The organism is Cohnella sp. AR92 (genome assembly GCF_003990975.1).
Taxonomy (GTDB): domain Bacteria; phylum Bacillota; class Bacilli; order Paenibacillales; family Paenibacillaceae; genus Cohnella.
Genome location: NZ_RZJR01000006.1, coordinates 134,796 through 152,325 on the forward strand (window position 1 = coordinate 134,796; position 17,530 = coordinate 152,325).

At 54.8% G+C, this 17,530-nt stretch carries 16 protein-coding genes; 10 read left to right on the plus strand and 6 right to left on the minus strand.

From position 1 onward, the window contains the following. Window positions 1–7 precede the first annotated feature (7 nt). From ELR57_RS11055 to ELR57_RS11065, 3 genes are read left to right on the plus strand one after another with little or no spacing between them, the layout of a single operon-like run. The gene (locus tag ELR57_RS11055) at window positions 8–340 is read left to right on the plus strand and encodes an ArsR/SmtB family transcription factor (RefSeq protein ID WP_126959129.1); all 333 of its coding nucleotides are present in this window, start codon (window positions 8–10) and stop codon (window positions 338–340) included. Continuing rightward, window positions 337–732, plus strand: a complete 396-nt coding sequence (locus ELR57_RS11060) for an SRPBCC family protein (RefSeq protein ID WP_126959130.1) — start codon at window positions 337–339, stop codon at window positions 730–732. The genes ELR57_RS11055 and ELR57_RS11060 overlap by 4 nt, the downstream gene beginning before the upstream one ends. 30 nt (window positions 733–762) lie before the next feature. Beyond that, the gene (locus tag ELR57_RS11065) at window positions 763–3,018 is read left to right on the plus strand and encodes an ATP-binding cassette domain-containing protein (RefSeq protein WP_126959131.1); all 2,256 of its coding nucleotides are present in this window, start codon (window positions 763–765) and stop codon (window positions 3,016–3,018) included. 33 nt (window positions 3,019–3,051) lie between these two features. On the opposite strand, the gene ELR57_RS11070 is transcribed toward ELR57_RS11065, so the two are convergent. The 5 genes from ELR57_RS11070 to ELR57_RS11090 form a co-directional block, all read right to left on the minus strand. Next, window positions 3,052–3,489: a DinB family protein gene (locus tag ELR57_RS11070; RefSeq protein ID WP_126959132.1), complete on the minus strand. Its 438-nt coding sequence runs from the start codon at window positions 3,487–3,489 to the stop codon at window positions 3,052–3,054. Between the two features lie 84 nt (window positions 3,490–3,573). Next, entirely contained in the window at window positions 3,574–4,731 is a 1,158-nt protein-coding gene (locus tag ELR57_RS11075; RefSeq protein ID WP_158629999.1) for a Ger(x)C family spore germination protein, read from the minus strand. 34 nt (window positions 4,732–4,765) lie between these two features. After that, window positions 4,766–5,920, minus strand: coding sequence for a Ger(x)C family spore germination protein (locus tag ELR57_RS11080; RefSeq protein WP_158630000.1), 1,155 nt, complete (start codon window positions 5,918–5,920; stop codon window positions 4,766–4,768). 6 nt (window positions 5,921–5,926) lie between these two features. Beyond that, window positions 5,927–7,345 carry a spore germination protein gene (locus ELR57_RS11085; protein WP_126959135.1) on the minus strand — a complete coding sequence of 473 codons (1,419 nt, stop codon included), beginning with the start codon at window positions 7,343–7,345 and terminating at the stop codon, window positions 5,927–5,929. Further along, window positions 7,335–8,423 (minus strand): GerAB/ArcD/ProY family transporter, encoded by a 1,089-nt coding sequence (locus ELR57_RS11090; RefSeq protein ID WP_158630001.1) that lies wholly within the window; start codon window positions 8,421–8,423, stop codon window positions 7,335–7,337. Before ELR57_RS11090 ends, ELR57_RS11085 begins: the two co-directional genes overlap by 11 nt. A gap of 255 nt (window positions 8,424–8,678) precedes the next feature. Here ELR57_RS11090 and ELR57_RS11095 point away from each other — a divergent pair, with 255 nt between their 5' ends. The 4 genes from ELR57_RS11095 (at window position 8,679) to ELR57_RS11110 (ending at window position 12,970) form a co-directional block, all read left to right on the plus strand. Further along, window positions 8,679–9,224: an OsmC family protein gene (locus ELR57_RS11095; protein ID WP_126959137.1), complete on the plus strand. Its 546-nt coding sequence runs from the start codon at window positions 8,679–8,681 to the stop codon at window positions 9,222–9,224. A 23-nt stretch (window positions 9,225–9,247) separates the two neighbouring features. Continuing rightward, on the plus strand, window positions 9,248–10,441 hold the full coding sequence (locus ELR57_RS11100; RefSeq protein WP_126959138.1) for an MFS transporter: 1,194 nt from the start codon (window positions 9,248–9,250) through the stop codon (window positions 10,439–10,441). Window positions 10,442–10,532: 91 nt separating this feature from the next. Continuing rightward, complete coding sequence (locus ELR57_RS11105) at window positions 10,533–12,020, plus strand: aminotransferase-like domain-containing protein (RefSeq protein ID WP_126959139.1); 1,488 nt, start codon at window positions 10,533–10,535, stop codon at window positions 12,018–12,020. Between the two features lie 17 nt (window positions 12,021–12,037). Beyond that, on the plus strand, window positions 12,038–12,970 hold the full coding sequence (locus ELR57_RS11110) for a D-alanine--D-alanine ligase (RefSeq protein ID WP_126959140.1): 933 nt from the start codon (window positions 12,038–12,040) through the stop codon (window positions 12,968–12,970). Window positions 12,971–13,028: 58 nt separating this feature from the next. Here the strand turns inward: ELR57_RS11110 and ytxJ are convergent, their stop codons facing one another. Then, window positions 13,029–13,367 (minus strand): bacillithiol system redox-active protein YtxJ, encoded by a 339-nt coding sequence (gene ytxJ / locus ELR57_RS11115; protein WP_126959141.1) that lies wholly within the window; start codon window positions 13,365–13,367, stop codon window positions 13,029–13,031. Window positions 13,368–13,536: 169 nt separating this feature from the next. Here ytxJ and ELR57_RS11120 point away from each other — a divergent pair, with 169 nt between their 5' ends. The 3 genes from ELR57_RS11120 to ELR57_RS11130 all read left to right on the plus strand — a co-directional run bounded on the left by ELR57_RS11120 (window position 13,537) and on the right by ELR57_RS11130 (window position 17,433). Beyond that, complete coding sequence (locus ELR57_RS11120) at window positions 13,537–14,739, plus strand: MFS transporter (protein WP_238162502.1); 1,203 nt, start codon at window positions 13,537–13,539, stop codon at window positions 14,737–14,739. A gap of 90 nt (window positions 14,740–14,829) precedes the next feature. After that, the gene (locus tag ELR57_RS11125) at window positions 14,830–16,314 is read left to right on the plus strand and encodes an amidase family protein (RefSeq protein WP_126959143.1); all 1,485 of its coding nucleotides are present in this window, start codon (window positions 14,830–14,832) and stop codon (window positions 16,312–16,314) included. Between the two features lie 120 nt (window positions 16,315–16,434). Next, the gene (locus ELR57_RS11130) at window positions 16,435–17,433 is read left to right on the plus strand and encodes a type I glyceraldehyde-3-phosphate dehydrogenase (protein WP_126959144.1); all 999 of its coding nucleotides are present in this window, start codon (window positions 16,435–16,437) and stop codon (window positions 17,431–17,433) included. Window positions 17,434–17,530: the final 97 nt, after the last annotated feature.

Consider the following 17,530-nt stretch of genomic DNA (forward strand, 5'->3'; position numbering starts at 1 on the left):
GGGTGTTGTGAGCGGAACCACTGTTGTGCGGGATGTATTCGACGCGATCGCGGATCCGACCCGGCGTCGGCTGATTCGCTTGTTGGCGGAGGGCAAGGAGACGCCGCTTCATGAATTGACGATCCATTTCCAGATGGGCCGTACGGCGGTATCGAAGCACCTGACGATTCTTAAAGAAGCGGATTTGGTCGTCGACCGCAAAGTAGGCAGAGAGACGAGGTTCAAGCTGAATCCCGCTCCCCTTCGGGAAGTACAAGACTGGCTGTCTTTCTATAGCAAGTTCTGGCAGGACAATCTCATGCGCTTGGGGCAACTATTGGAGGAGGAAGAAGAAGAATGAGTTTAACGTTAACCTTGGATTTCCAATACAAGACGACGATCGAGAAGCTTTGGGCCGCTTTAACCGATTCGAAGAAGCTGGCCAAATGGACGTTGGAGAACGACTTTAAGCCCATCGTCGGGCATCAGTTCACGTTCCGGGCTCAGCCGACCGAATTCTGGGACGGAATCATCCAAGGAGAAGTGCTGATCGTGGAGGAGCCTACGCGGTTGTCCTATACCTGGGCGGGCGGGGAAAAGCATACGGTTACGTGGACGCTTCAGGATCTCGGGGGCGGCCAGGTTAACCTTCATCTCGAACAGTCCGGCATCTCGAACGAACGGGCGCTTGGCGGGGCCAAGTACGGCTGGACGAACTGGAACGGCGAGCTCGAGAAGCTGCTTGCGGAATAAGCTAGCCGAAGATCAAGGAAGGAGGCCGGCATGAGCGAAGCCAACCAAGAATTTATCGTCATTAACGGAGCCAGGGAGAACAACCTCAAGAACGTATCGCTGCGAATTCCCAAACGGCAAATCACGATCTTCACCGGGGTATCCGGATCCGGGAAGTCGTCGATCGTCTTCGACACGATCGCGTCGGAATCCGCGAGATTGCTGAATGAGAACTTCAGCATGTTCGTGCGTACTTTCTTGCCGCGTTATCCGCAGCCGGACACGGACGGGATCGAGAATCTCAGCATGGCCGTAATCGTGGATCAGAAGAGGCTGGGCGGAGGCTCCCATTCCACGATGGGGACGATTACCGACATTACGCCTATCCTGCGCCTACTCTTCTCCCGAGTAGGACAACCGCATGTTGGATCGGCGAATCTGTTCTCGTTTAACGATCCATTAGGCATGTGTCCGCAATGCAACGGGATCGGACGCAGCTTGTGCATCGATAAGAGCAAAGCGGTGGACATGTCGAAGTCGTTGAATGAAGGCGCCATCCGGCTGCCGGATTATTCGGTGGACAGCTTCGATTGGACGATGGTCGTGCAGTCGGGCTCCTTCGATCCCGACAAGAAACTGAGCGATTATTCGGAAGAGGAGCTCGAGGAGCTGCTGTACGGCAAGGCGAAGAAGGTAGCGACTTCCTTCGGCGGAAAGTCCGTGAACATAACCGTAGAAGGCTTCCTGGAGAAGTTCGCCAACAAGTACATCAAGCGCGATATCAAAACGATGTCCGAACGCACTCAAGAGAAGGTTGCGCCGTTCATCATAGAAGGAACCTGCCCCAGCTGCCTAGGCGCGAGGCTGAGTCAGGCCGCATTAGGCTGCAAGATCGACAACCTTAACATAGCCGATATGTGCGCGATGGAGGTTGGGCGGCTCATCGAAGTCGTCCGCGGCTTGGACATCCCGGAAGCGGCGCCGGTCATCAAGTCTCTGGCGGAACGGCTGCAGCATCTGGCTGATATCGGGCTTGAGTACCTGACGTTGGACCGGGAGACCGATACGCTATCCGGCGGCGAGTCGCAGCGGGTCAAGATGGTCAAGCACCTAAGCGGAAGCCTGGTGGATTGCACGTATATCTTCGACGAGCCCAGCATCGGCTTGCATCCGCGCGACGTTCACCGCTTGAACGAGCTGCTTCGGAAGCTCCGCGACAAAGGCAACACCGTGATTGTCGTCGAGCATGACCCCGATGTGATCAAGGTAGCGGACCATATCGTAGACGTCGGTCCTTATGCGGGCAGCCGCGGCGGCACCATCGTCTATGAGGGCGGCTTCGAGGGCTTGCTCGAAGCAAATACGTTGACGGGAATTCACATGAAGCGTACGCTCCAAATCAAGCGGGAAAGCAGGCAGCCGACCGGGAAGCTGGCGATCCGGAATGCCAATCTTCACAACCTCCGGAATGTCAACGTCGACATTCCGACCGGAGTGTTGACCGTCGTAACCGGCGTCGCCGGTTCGGGCAAGAGCACGCTGATTAACGATGTCTTCCTCAGCCAGCATCCGGATGCAATCGTCATCGACCAATCGGCGATCGGGGTGTCTACGCGCTCCAATCCGGCCACCTACACCGGCATCATGGATGATATCCGCAAGGCGTTCGCATCCGTTAACAAGGTGAACCAAGGCTTGTTCAGCTTCAACTCCAAGGGAGCCTGCGAGAACTGCCAAGGACTCGGCGTCGTCTATACCGACCTATCCTTCTTCGAAAGCGTGAAGACGCCGTGCGATGCCTGCGGCGGCAAGCGGTTCAAGGAAGAGGTTCTTGCTTACCGGTACAACGGCAAGAACATTGCCGATGTGTTGGAGATGACGGTAGAGCAAGCGTTGGAGTTCTTCCCGCTCAAGGAAGTCGGGCGCAAGCTTCAGGCGATGAGCGACGTGGGGTTGAATTATTTGAAGCTTGGCCAACCTCTCAGCACGCTCTCCGGCGGCGAATGCCAGCGCATTAAGCTGGCTAGCGAGCTCCATAAGCAAGGCAGCGTCTATGTGATGGACGAGCCGACGACCGGCCTGCATATGTCCGATATCGGCCACCTGCTGGAGATCATGAACCGCCTCGTGGAAGCAGGGAATACGGTCATTGTCATCGAGCATAACCTTGATGTCATCAGCCGTGCGGATTGGATCATCGATATGGGACCGGACGGAGGCAGCAATGGCGGGCAGGTGGTGTTCGAAGGCACGCCTGCGCAGATCGTTCACGCGGAGCAATCGATTACGGGGAAATATCTGGGTTGAATGAAAGAGCCTCGCAGAGAGGCTCTTTTGCTTTTAAATTTGTCTGAGATGATGCTCCATATGTTCGAGGTAGTCATCGATCAGCCACTCCAGCGAGACAATCTTCGCTTCGCCAACGTCGCAAGAGTTCTTTAATTTGTCTTCCGAGATATTCTCTAGGACGGCGACGATCTGATTATTTAATGCTGCCCATAAATTCAACAGGTGAGCGGTGGGCAGGGCACGATAATTCATCCGATCTACCCATTGATCTTGCTCGTATTTCAATACTTGATAAGGCAGCGGCTCATATTGCGCGCGAACGAACCGCTGCAGATTGACCAGAGCGGAGTCGCACAGATGGCCAAGAATTTCTTTTTTAGACCATTTATTAGGTTGAGGCTTGGCGGTGAGATTTTCCTCCGGAATAGCTTGAATCTTTAAGGGAACTTCGGTAATCAATTCCTTTAATTTTGCTAATGCATGGGTCATATGACTTCACCTATCCCTCGTTTTACTAGATTATATCAGCGCGCATATCCGTAAGCCAATTTAGCAATTACGAGAGACGATTAATCATTTCAATCTGGCTTTATACTTGCCCGAGTGACGAATCAGAACCGAGACTCTCACGCGGCGCAGATCGACTTTATTCATATCCAGCTGATCGGTCACGTTGCGCTTCCAAGTCTGATAATGGAATCGGTAGAGATGATTGGTCAGGTTGTAGACATCCGCGTTAATCCGCTTGCCTTCCTCGAACGTTGTTTGTACGGCTTCTTCCACGTTCTCGCGAATTTGCTGCACTAGGAACGATTCGGGGACCTCTTGAAGCATCTCGTCCACATAAGCTTCCATGCTTATGCCCACGTCGAATCGGACGATCCCGCCGGACACGCTGTGCCGGATTTTGACTTTGGGTTTCACCAGAACGAGGAGCGCGGCCGGCTGCTCGTTCTTGAATACGGTGAGTTTGGTACGATGCGTTCGTTCATTCATATACCTCAGGCCGATCGCTTGATCCATCGTCAGCTTGCCGGAAAGTTTCTCCGAAGCGAATACGTAATACCCGTTCAGCTTTACCGTCGGAACCTTCTTGCCTCCTTCGGTCCAAGTCGAATCGTCCAATGCCAACTCGGGAAAAAGCAGCGTTCGGCTCCGTTCGAAATAATCCGAGACGAACCGGTTGAGATAGATCGGAGCGATATCGGAGAACTGCCGAAAGGTCTGATCCGGCTTCATGAGCCTGGAATCATAAGGCGAATAGCCGAAATACGGCGAGAATTCCAATATCCGTTCGATCGGTTCGTCGGTTCCGAATACCCACACGTTATAACGAAGATCGCGATAGCGATTAATGGAATCGACCAAGCTCTCGATCGTTACGTTCTCAAGCGCCTGCCTGGTGAAGACGATCGAAGAGATGTGACCCCAATAAACCGGCTCCTGCTCCGATTGGTAAAGATGGAACATCGATTCCGCGACCGTCTCGCCTTGGGAGATGCCGACGATGGAGGTTGCCGCCTTCGTCTGTTGGCCGGTCCTCTTGGCGATATTGGCCAAGTTCAACGATTGCGCATACATCGTATAGGCATTGTTGCGGTAATCGACGCCGATCGTCGACCCGTAGGTAAGCTGGCGCGCATCGTGAAAGTCCCAGCATGCGGTCAACAGGGTGAAGACGAGTAGAAGGAATGTCATCCGAATTGTACGAACGAAAGCGAGTATTGCCATTCTCCGATTCGCCCCCATGAAGCGATTGAATGCTTTAACGCAATCTGCCTTTGTATTTGCCGGTATTCTGGAGCAAGAAAGAAACTTCGACGCGGCCGAGCTCCACTTTGGACATATCAATGCTCGGGCCGATCGTACGCTTCCAGGTTCCATAATGGTATCGGAATAGAGGAAGCGTCAGATTCAGCACATCCGCGTTCAGCTTCTTGCCTTTCTCGAACGTCTCTCGAACCTGCTGCTCCACGTTCTTCTCTACCTGCCGTTCCAACTCGTTCAGCGGTATATCCTGCAGCAACTCGTCTATGTTGCCTTGCAGTCGAATCTTGACGTCGAAGCGAGCGACTCCGTTCGCGACCGAGGGACGAATCTTCACTCGAGGTTTGTTAAGGACGATCAAAGAAGCAGCCTTGCCGGAGCGATGGATGACCATCGGCATCCGGACGGAATGCTTATCCATGTAACGTCTTCCCTTGAGCTCCTCTTCCGACAACGAGCCGACATAGGGTCTAGGCGAGAAGATGTAGCACCCGTTCATGATTAACTCCGGCGCTTGTTCGCCGCCTTCCTTCCAGGAAGTGCTGTCGATATCCAGCTTCGGAATCATCACCGTCTTGCCGTTCTCGAAGTAGTCCGAGACGAACCGGTTCAGATAGATGGGCTTGATATTGGAGAACTGGCGATACGTCTGGTCCGGCTTCATCAACCGCGAATCGTACGGCGAGAAGCCGAAGTAAGGAGCCAGATTCTCCAGCTTATCGATCGGCTCATCGGTTCCGTACACCCAGACGTTGTATCTCAGCTCCCGGAAGCGGTTGACGGAGTCGACCAGGCTGTCGATTTGGACGTTCTCCAAGGCTTTCCTGCTGAAGATAATCGCGGAGATATGCCCCCAGTACACGAACTGTTGTTCGGAGCGATAGAGATTGAACATGGCGTCCGTAACGGTGTCGCCGGTCGCGACTCCGACGACGGCTTTATGCCTGGTTGGGCGTTCGCCCTCCCGTTGGGCAATATTCATGAAGCTGAGCGCCTGCGCGTACAGAACGTACTTCTTATCCTTGTAATCGATGCCGATCGTCGTGATGAAGGAAATGTGGTGAACCTCGTGATAATCCCAGCAACCCGTCGTTAGCAGCATGGCTTGCGCGAGCGTGATTAGAAGAGCAAGGAATCGAACCGCCTTCCGCATGGACATCTACCCTTTGTTGTTTTTACGCAGATGATAAGGAACGAATCCGCCTAATTTGCGCGGCATCATGAGGAAAGCCCGAGCGATATCTTTAATGTTCAAAGGAGTGACGGGCGCCAAGTACGGAACCCCGAACGAGGTGAGTCCCGACAGATAAACGATCAATAACAGGACAGACAGCAAGAAGCCGTACATGCCAAGGAGGGCGGCGAAGGCCAGCGAGAAGTAACGAAGAACGGCCACCGTTCCGGTCAGCGTCTGGCTGATCAGCGTTGAGCCGGCAACCATGGCGATCGCGCCGATGACGACAAGGCTTGGCGAGATCAATCCCGCGCGAACGGCGGAATCGCCGATGATCAAGCCGCCGACGACGGTTAGCGTCTGCCCGATCATGGACGGCAGTCGATACCCCGCTTCCTTGAACAATTCCAGGAAGAACAGGACAAGGAACATCTCCATCGGCGCCGAGAGAGGAATTCCGAGCCGGGTCATGACGATCGTCGCCAAGAGTGGGAACGGAATCTGATCCTGGTGGAAACCGATAAGAGCGATAAAGAAGCTGGGAAGGAACGACGAGATCAACAAACTGAACAGTCGAAGGGTCTGGCCGAAATTCGCGGTCAAGAAGCTGAAGTGGGAATCCTCCGGGGTCTTGATCAGCAGAAACAGCGATGCCGGAGCGACCATGGCGCCGGGTACCCCGTCGACAAGGATGATAAACCGGCCTTTATTCAAGCAAGTCGCAATAAAATCCGCCCTTCCGGTATAGACCGAGAGTGGGAATAAGCTGTACGGGTGGTCGGAGATTCTCTCCTCTAATTGAGTCGTGCTTGACAGCTCGTCCAACTTGTCGGCAACGTCTTTAAGACGGCTGCGGATTTCCTTAAGCGTCGGTTCTTGGACTTTGCCTTTGAGGTAGAGCAAGCCGACCTTCGTTCGGCTTAAATTCCCGATCTCGATCACGTCCAAGCCGAGATTCGGCGTTGGCAGGCGCTTGCGAACCAAGCCGACATTGATCGAGAGCGACTCGACCAAGCCGTCCTTCGGTCCGCGGATCGAGACGTCCACGTTGGAAGCCTCCGTGGATCGGTGAGGAATGCTGGCAATGGACAAGCTGAGCGGCTCCTCGAGGGAGTGGAAGAAGACAAGCGCGTGGCCCGCGAACACGGAGCGGACGACCGCATCCCGGTCTTTGGCTTCTTCCAGTTGAATGCGGCTCTCCGAACGGATCTTATTCATATCGGAGAAGCCGGTCAACTGATGGAGACGCGTCAATTCGGGCAGTACCATCTCGTTGATCAACTGCTCTTCCACTAACGATTCGCAATAGACGAGCGATATTTCTTGACCGTCGGAATAAGCGTGGGGATAGAACAAGACATCCGCGCAAGGCGCAAACCATTCATGGACTTCTTCAAGACGCATTGGTGTGGCGCCCTCCTTTTCGAGTCGATATCCGAATTAGCACAAAGAGAAGCAGCAATATCGCCATCAGGCAACAGAACGCAATCGGGAAGTAATAGGTCCTCAGAAAATAAAGGAAGACGTTGTCGGGCAGCTTGATGGAGATGCTGACGGCAAGCAAACCCGAGATCGAAGGGAGCACCCACTTTTTGCTTTTGCCGGTCATGTCCGATATGAGAAAAAGCGCCAATCCGATTCGTATAAAAGCACCGCTTAACCATTGGAAGATCGACAGGAAGTCCACGTGCTCGATATAACTGCCGATCTTGACGATTCGCCATTCCTCGAACGCCGGGAAACGAAGCAATGCTCCTTCCGTCGGACCGAATTCCGCCAATGCGCCCATGACCGGACCGATCGTAAGTCCCGCCAGAAGGAAGCCGAGAATAATGACGTTGCGCTTGCGCAGGGGACGGGCGAAATAGTGCTGAAGTAAAAAGAGAAAGATCAGCTCCAGGAAGCTTGCCCCTATGTAAAATACGCCTTTCCACATCGGCATGGCTCCATATTCGAACGCCGGAAACAGCGCCGTGTAGTCTTTGCGAGGGAAGTTGAAGGTCATGACGAACTCGCCGAACAAGACGACAAGCGGCAGCAGAATGGCGGAGGAGTACGCAATGGTCCGAATGCCGCTGCTTGCCAGGTAATAACAGACGCCGATGAAGCTGAACGTAACGACGATCATGGGCGTCTGGGGAAGGAAGGATTCATTGATCCATATCACCATGTCTTTGCCTGTTATATAAGCAGTCATGAAGAGAACGATAGCGCCGATGGCTCCGATGAGAATGGACAGCCACTTGCCGTAGCGTTGACCCACCCAAGAGAGGAAGGGGCGATCCGTCCCCGTCCGCTGAATAATGGAGGCAATCATATAGAAAAAAGGGATGAACAAAAACGCGGCCACCAGAACGGACAGCCACGCATCCCGATGGGATACATCGAGAAGAATGGGAATGATGATGACATGATTGTTCAACCCGATAGAGAGAAGGACAATGAAGGCGATCTGCAGGAACGTGAATTGAGGCTTCGGCAAGGTTGGTTTCCCCCTAGAATCTGACAAGCGATTCAGATACATTCTAGCCCTATTCGGAAGCGGGTAAACCATCGCAGAAGGGGTGGGATCGTCGAAGAGCAAACCCGAAGGAATCTTATGCTCCTGATTCGAATTTTGTATGTCCATATTGGATTTTTCTATTATCCTCAGCCATCGCGGGTAGCCTATAGTAGAAATGCCGACATCTTGCATATGATATGTATGAATTAATTATCGAAAGGAGATCAACCGCATATGTCCACATTAACTGAATATTTACGGCAAAAGAGAGAAGCGCTGCTCGCTCGCAGAGAACATGCCGAGAAAAATCCCATCCAATCCGGCAACTTAATCGGAGCGAAAGTCAGAGTGGCGGGAAGAAGCGGCGTCCGTGAGATTCGGATCCGCGACTTTCAAGTCATCAGCGACAGCCCGCCGGATTTTGCGGGTTACAATCTCGGGCCATCCTCGCCGGAGCTTCAGCTTGGGGTGCTCGGCAGCTGCATTTCGCATATAGCGTTAATTCAAGCTGCCGATCTGCAAATTTCTCTTCAATCGCTGGAAGTCGAGGTCAACGGCGAAATGCATCCTTTGGCGGGTCGCCCGGGTTATGAAGGCGTACCGATCTATCCCCACAACATCCGCTATAAGCTGATAGTAGAATCGGATGAATCTCAGGAAACTCTTGAAGCATTCCTTGATTCGATTGAGAGGGTGTGCCCGATCTTTAATCTCTTGCGTAATCCCCAGCACATTCAGGGCGAGCTCGTAACGATCCGCTCCAACGCCAATCCGGTGTAACTACGATACGGAGGACCGGCGAATTGCCGCACTGGAAACGCAATTTATATATACTCTGGCTCGGACTCTTTTTTAATCATATGGCCTACACGCTGTCCGTTCCGTTCTTCCCCTTGTTCCTGCAGAAGGATCTGGGGATCCGCGGCGGGCTGGAAGCCTGGTCGGGCATCTCTATCTCCATCAGCTTCTTGATCAGCAGCCTTTGCGCTCCTTTCTGGGGGTCGCTCGCGGACAAGTACGGCAGCAAGTCGATGCTGATCCGTTCCGGCCTTGGACTTGCAGCCGCGCATCTGGCCAACTATTTTGTCCACGATCCGTTTGTCTTCATCCTGGTGCGGATATTCCAAGGACTTATGGCTGGCTTCAGTCCCGCCTCCATCGCGTTGGTCGGAACGAATACGCCGGAGAAGCATGTCGGCTACGCGCTGGGCGTCATCTCTACATCAACCGCCGCAGGCGGCATTCTAGGACCGCTGGCCGGGGGAATCTTGAGCCATTGGGTCGGACTTCGCGGCTGCTTCGTAGCGTCTGCGGTCATCACTCTATTCTCCGCCCTCATCGTCATGGGAGTCAAAGAGGTCCATAAGCATAACGAGGGATTAAAAACGAACGTCTTGCAAGATTTGAAGAGAGCCGCGGCCAACCGCCGACTCTTTCATCTCTACGGGCTTAGTCTGCTCGTTTCGACTTCGGTGTTGATTCTCGAACCGCTGTTGACGCTTTATGTCGTTCAGCTAGGCGGCAGCGTTCAGAACGCTACTCTCAGCTCGGGCATCGTCTTCTCGGCGGTTGGCGCGGCAACGGTGATCATGGGATCGCGGTGGGGGAAAATAGGAGGTAGAATCGGTTACGAGAAAACGCTGTTGATCGGTTTAATAGGCGGGGGAATCGGCAATCTCCTGCAGCTCGTTGCGCCTAATCTCTACGCATTCGGGATATTGCGGTTCGGTTACGGTCTTTTCTTTGCTGCCGTCTACCCGGCGCTCAATGCTCTTATTATCCAGCATACGGAGCCGGATTTCCGAGGAAGAGCCGTCAGTTTAAGCCAATCCGCGAATCAGCTCGGAATCGTGATCGGACCGCTGGCCGGCGGTTTTATCGGCGGTTGGATCGGCATCCCATTCGTATTTCTGCTTACGGGAATCGCGCTGCTTGGTTCGTCTTGGGGCATCCGCAGCTTTGTAGCCGGGAAAGGGGAAGCAGTCGAATTTGAATGAAGAACCGCCTCGGGACCCAAAATCCTGCACGGCGGTTCTTTTTTTCTGCGGCTTTCTATGGCATCATCAGAATAGACGGAGGCGGTAAAGGATGTTCCAGGATTTTAAGCTCGCCCATGACCGGCCGGTCGCGATTCAAGCCAAAGAATACCTCAAGCGTTTGATAATCAAAGGGGCGTTGCAGTCGGGTCAGAAGCTGCCTTCCACCCGGGAGATGAGCAGCCTTCTCGGGATAAGCCGCAATACCGTCATTGCCGCTTATGAAGGGCTGCAGGACGACGGATTCGCTTATGCGATTCCCGGCAAGGGAAGCTATGTCGCAGCTGCGATTGCCGGACAGACGGATGCGAATGACGGGTGGAACGACGGCATTGCTTCCTGCCGGATCGACTGGAAGGCCAAATTTAACGAGTATACGGTCTCGGCCTCAACGCTGGATACGATGAAACGGGGGATCCACGCCCCTAAAGATGCGATATCGTTCACCAGCATCGCTCCGGATGAGCATCTGTTCGATCTGGGAGATGTCAAACGGGCTTTCCTCGACCGAATGGCGATCGAAGGCCAGGTGCTTCTCAATTACGGATATGCCAAGGGCTATAAGCCGCTGATCGACTATCTGATGCAATATATGGAGAACAAGGGCGCCGATACCCGCGGCAAGGATATGCTGATCACCTCCGGGTTTACGGAGGGCTTCGACTTGGTCTTGTCGGCCTTGCGGCCAACGACCCGCCAAGGCAGAGCGATCTGCGAGAATCCGACCCACCATACCGCGATCAAGAATCTGAAGCTTCATGGATTCGAGCTGACCGGCGTTCCCATGAAGCCGGACGGAATGGATATGGAGCGGCTCGAGGAGATCCTGCGCACGGAGAGCTTCGATCTGGCCTATCTCGTTCCTTCCTATCACAATCCGACGGGCATCGTGATGTCCCCGGCCAAGAGAAGCGCCGCGATGAGCTTGCTTGCCCGTTATCAAGTTCCGGTAATCGAGGACGGCTTCAATGAGGAGCTGCGCTATTCGGGAGCTCATATTGCCCCCTTAATCGCGACGGCTGGGCAGGGGAACGGCGTGATTTATATCGGAAGCTTCTCCAAGGTGCTGTTCCCCGGCTTGCGGGTAGGCTGGGTGTTCGGCGATCATGAGCTGATTAGCGCCCTGGAGAGCATGAAGCGCGCGCGCACCATTCATACCTCCACCATCGACCAATCCATTCTGTACCAGTACCTGTTAAACGGCAACTTCGATAAATACGTCCGAAAAGCACGCATGGAGTATAAGCGCAAGTTCGAGGTGACCAAAAAGTGCTGCGAAGTCCATATTCCGAATGCGCAGCTAACCGGCGACGGTGGCTTGCATGTGTTCCTCGCCTTCCCGACAGGGGCAGATACGCGGCGGCTGTTGGAAGCATGCTCGGAGAAAGGCGTTATCTTCACGCCCGGCGACCGATTTTTCGTTCGCGAAGGGGAAGGAACGAACACGCTCCGGCTTGGCTTCTCAAGAGTGACGGACGAGAATATCGAACGGGGCATTCGAATCATCGGCGAGCAAGCGCGCAGCTTGTTTCATTCTTAAACAAACGAGGGATCGACATGAAGATAGGCGTTATCATGGGAGGCATCTCCTCCGAACGAGAGATTTCCCTGCAGACGGGCAACGAGATGATCCGCCATCTGGAACAAAGTCGTTATACGGCCATTCCTATCGTGATCGATCGGAGATCGGATCTTATCGAGCAAGTCCGGCAGGCGGGCATCGATCTCGCGCTACTGGCGCTCCATGGGCAATTCGGCGAAGACGGAACGGTGCAGGGATGCCTGGAGACGCTTGGCATTCCATATACCGGAAGCGGAATTCTGGCAAGCAGCTTATGCATGAATAAGCAGCTGTCCAAGATGCTGTTGAAGGCAGCGGGAGTCTGGGTTCCTTCCGGCCTCGTCTGGCATGGGATGGACGATTATGATCCGCAGGCGGTCGAGCGGATCGGATATCCGGTTATCGTCAAGCCCAACACGGGAGGCTCCAGCATCGGCGTTCAATTGGTACGTCAAGAGAAGGAGCTCTTGGCGGCGGTACAGGAGGCTTTCGCCATGGATCGGACGATCCTGATCGAGTCTTATGTGAACGGAACGGAAATTACCTGTTCGATCCTCGATGGCGAGGTCCTGCCGATTATCGGCATTCAAGCCGCACGCTCGGATTGGTTCGACTTCCAATCGAAGTATGAGGACGGCGGCGCGGATGAGAAGGTGATTCCGCTTCCTTCGGAGATGGAGCGCCGCGTTCGCGAGGCTGCGCTGGCCAGCTATCGGCTTCTGCAATGCAAGGTGTATGCGCGGATCGATATGATCCTAAGCCAAGATGGACCGTACGTGCTGGAAGTCAACACGCTGCCGGGAATGACCGCGAACAGCCTGCTTCCGAAGAGCGCGGCCGCCGCAGGCATCGCCTTCCCGCAGCTGCTCGAACGGATCATGGATGTCTCGCTCCTAGAACGAATGAAGGAATGGGGAACGAACAGCTAAGCCTAAACAGAAAGTCCAGGCAGGGAATCCTGCCTGGACTTTCTGTTTGGATCGGATATTAGTCGAGCACGGCCGAAATATGGGCTTTGGTAACCGACCAGTGAGTCGCGCTCCAGTATTTGGCTTTGTCCTTGATGTAGATGATCTGCGGGGACTCGTGCTTGACGTTCAGGTCTTCGGCAATCTGATTCGAGATCGGACGGGACTCGATAACCTTGACCAGCGTATAGTCGACGTCTTGGTTCGGAGCGCCCTTCAAGTATTCCTCGTATTCGTGAAGCGCATTGGCGCTTACGGGACAAGTGGTGCTGTGCTTCAGAATAACCTGCCCGCGCTCAGCCGATTTAGCAACAAGGTCGTTCCACTCTTCTAGGGTCGAGATTTCTCTCCAGGACATTCGGATTCCTTCTTTCTTCGATTCGTTATACGTCTCTTGAATGAATGAATTGTATCATAACTAGCAATTATTGCTCAACTTCCGAGCAATTATCGGAATTACGCGGGGAACGGATTCCGATAGAATGGGTTCAAAAAACGAAAAGGTGATCTTCGTGACCCAACCCGCCATGACCGTGACGGCCAGGCAAACGGCCAATACCATCCTCTTCGGCGTCAGCCTTGCCCATCTGCTGAATGACGCCATGCAGAACGCCGTTCCGGCCGTATTCCCCATTTTCCAGAAGTCCTTGCAGCTCAGCTATGCCGAGATCGGCTGGGTCGCCTTCACGCTGAACGTAACGGCTTCCATCCTGCAGCCGCTGATCGGCACTTATACCGATCGCAGGCCCATGCCTCTTCTGCTTCCTCTTGGAATGGTATTCACTCTGCTCGGCATGGTCGGATTGGCCTTTTCCCCCGGGCTGGCTATGCTCCTTCTGTCGGCAGCGCTCGTCGGAATCGGCTCTTCGGTGCTGCACCCGGAATCGTCGCGCGTCGCCCATCTGGTCGCCGGCAAGGGGAGAGGGCTTGCTCAATCCGTATTCCAAGTAGGAGGCAATACGGGCCAAGCGTTCGCGCCGCTGATGGTCGCTCTTATCATTACTCCGCTAGGACAGCATGGGTTCCTGTGGTTTACGATCCTTGCCGTCCTAGGCATTCTTATCCAATCGTATATCGCCAAGTGGTACGGCGGCCATATGCGGATGCGTTCCATCGCGGCCAAGGAAAGTCCCGTCGCTCCGATGGCCGCGTCGCCGTTCTCCCGCGGCTTCGTTATTTACGTGCTTGGCATTCTGGTCGTGCTGCTGTTCTCGAAATTCGTCTATCTGGCCAGCATGACGGGGTATTATTCGTTCTTCTTCATGGAGAAGTACCATTTATCGCTTGAGAGGGCTCAGGTATCCCTGTTTGCGCTTCAATTCGCGGGCATGCTCGGAACGCTGCTCGGCGGACCGCTCGCCGACAGGTTCGGCCGGAAGAAGATCATCTGGTTCTCCATCTTCGGCACGGCGCCATTCTCCTTGCTGCTGCCCTACGCCGGCCCGGTTGGATCGGTCCTGCTCTGCTTGGCGATCGGCGCCATCCTGATGTCCGGCTTCTCGGTCATCATCGTCTATGCCCAGGAGATGCTTCCCGGCCGGGTAGGCATGATCTCCGGCCTGTTCTTCGGACTCTCCTTCGGCCTTGGGGGGCTTGGTTCGGTCGTTCTCGGCTCGCTCATCGATCATACCGGCGTCGACTTCATGATCAAGGCGTGCGCGTTCTTGCCGCTGCTCGGCGTCTCCGCGTTCCTGCTTCCCAAGGATTCGAGAATCATGCGAGAGTCTTAATCATAGCGCTAATAATTGAAAATAAAGGCACAACATCCCATATTATGCTATTATCCAGTTAGATAATAGAAAAGGGGACTGATTCACCTTATGCAAAGAACGATCAATGATAGCCTAATAGAGGCCGATATCGATTCGCTGCAAGCAGCCATGGAGGCAGGCTCGCTGACGTCGGCGGCAATCGTGCGCTGGTATATCGAGCGAATCGATCGAATGAATCCGAAGCTGCGGGCGGTGCTGGAGGTTAATCCGGACGCGCTTAAGATTGCGGAAGAGCTGGACAAGGAGCGTCTGGAACGCGGCGCCCGCGGTCCGCTTCACGGCATTCCGATCCTGCTCAAGGACAACCTCGATACGGGGGACCGCATGCACACGAGCGCCGGTTCGGTCGCCCTTGCGGAGCATTTCGCCCCGAAGGACTCGGCCGTGGCCGCTCAATTAAGAGCGGCAGGCGCCGTGTTCCTGGGCAAGGCGAACATGACGGAATGGGCGAACTTCATGTCGAACGAGATGTGGGCGGGGTATAGCTCCCGAGGCGGCCTGACGCTGAATCCTTACGGCCCCGGCGAGCTGTTCGTCGGCGGGTCGAGCTCGGGTCCCGCCGTGGCGGTTGCCGCGAATCTGTGCGCGGCCGCCATCGGAACGGAGACTTCGGGTTCGATCATCAGCCCGTCTTCGCAGAACAGCATCGTCGGCCTCAAACCGACGATCGGGCTTGTCAGCCGCACGGGCATCATTCCGATTACCCAGAGCCAGGATTCCGCCGGCCCGATGACGCGCACGGTCCGGGATGCCGCGATTCTACTCGGCGCCATGACGGCGTTGGATCCGGCTGATAAAGCCATGCAAGAAGAGAAGAGAACCGCGCATCCGGATTATACGGCGTTCTTGGACCCGAACGGTCTCCAAGGGGCAAGGATCGGGGTGCCGAGGCATTATTACGGCGGATTGGACGAAGCGCGCGCGAGGATTATCGAGCAGGCGATCTTGCTGTGCAAGGAACGCGGCGCAACTATCGTCGACCCGGTAACCCTGCCTTGCGAATCCGCGAGATGGGATTGGACGGTCATGCATTACGAATTCAAGAAGGGGCTCAACGATTATCTCGCGCAAGCGGGGGAGGGACCCTTCGTACGGACGCTGGATGAGCTCATCGCCTATAACGAGGAGAACAAGGAGGCCGCGTTAAAATACGGGCAAGACGTGCTGATCTGGGCTAACGGGACAAGCGGGACTTTATCCGAGTCCGAATATGCCGAGAGCTTGCGACTCAACCTGGAATGGTCACGGAACCAGGGCATCGACCATGCTCTCCGCGAACATAACCTTGACGCGCTGATCTTCCTCGGCAACGAAGACGGGCTCGACATATCCGCCCGAGCGGGCTATCCGGTCATTACCGTACCCGGCGGGTATGCGGAAACGGGAATTATCGCCGAAGGCGGCTATATTACCAAAGGACCCCAAGGCATTACTTTCGTCGGAACGGCCTACAGCGAACCGGTCTTATTCCGGCTGGCTTACGCTTTCGAACAGGCCAGCCTAGCCCGCTTGGTGCCGGACGAAGCGATCTAGCATCCATGGGCATATCAAGAGAAATAGGCCTGTTGATCCGCATTCCAAAGCTTATAGACGAATAGAGGAAAAATAAGTAAACTATCTCTGGACGATAAATTAAGCGGATGGAGTGGAACCATGGGCAAAATCGCGATTTACGGTTTCGGACGTATCGGAAGGCAATTGCTCCGAGTAGCGCTGCAGGACAATCTCTTCGTTCCCTTGTCGATCTCGGATATCAAGGACGAAGCGACGCTGGCCGCTCTATTCGAAGTGGATACGAACTATAAACGCTGGCCGGAGGCGGTCTCCGCGGAAGAAGGGCATATCGTCATCGGCGGCCGCGACATCCTGTACTTGAATTCTTCCAAAGAAATTCCCGATTGGAAGGCGCTGGAGGTGGATCTGGTCATCGATTGCACGGGCAGAGCCGTTACTCGTCCGGTAGCCCAGCTCCATCTGGATCGCGGGGCCAACCGCGTGCTCGTAAGCGGTCCTAGCAAATCCCTGGAGGATTGCGATGCCGTTCTGTTGAAGGGGATCAACCTTGACACCTTCGATCCGGATAAGCATAAGATCATCAGCATGGCGAGCTGCACGACCAACGCATTGGCACCCGTCGTCAAAGTCGTCCGCGAGAACTTCGGCATCAAATACGGCCTTTTCTCCACCGTTCATTCCTATACGAATACGCAATCGCTGACGGATCAACCGATGAAGGATCGCCGGGATTCCTGGGCGGCGGCCGAGAACATCATTCCATCGTCGTCCGGCGCGGCCAAGGCGCTCAAGTTCATCTGGAACGACCTGCAGATTACGGGCAAGGCTTACCGCATCCCGACGCGTACGGGAAGCATCGCGGAGCTTAACCTGATCACCGAGAGGCCGTGCACGGCCCAAGAGATCAACGACCTGTTCCGCGCCAAGGCGAAGGAAGGCGAGTTGAAGGGCGTGCTCGACGTCCTGGAAGGCGAATGGGCATCGTCCCGGATCGTCGGCGATTCGCATTCCTCGATCATCGATCTGCCGCTTACCCAGGTGCAGGGAGAGATCGTATCGATCGCCGCTTGGTACGATAACGAATGGGGCTATGCTTCCCGTCTGGCGGAGGTTGCCGCGTTCCTGGCCAATCGATAAAGAGAGAGGGTCCCCGGCGGAATTATCCGCCGGAGACCTTCTTCTTTTATCCGCGGAAGGAGTATAATAGGAAGATGTTCGTATCGGACAGTCGCGT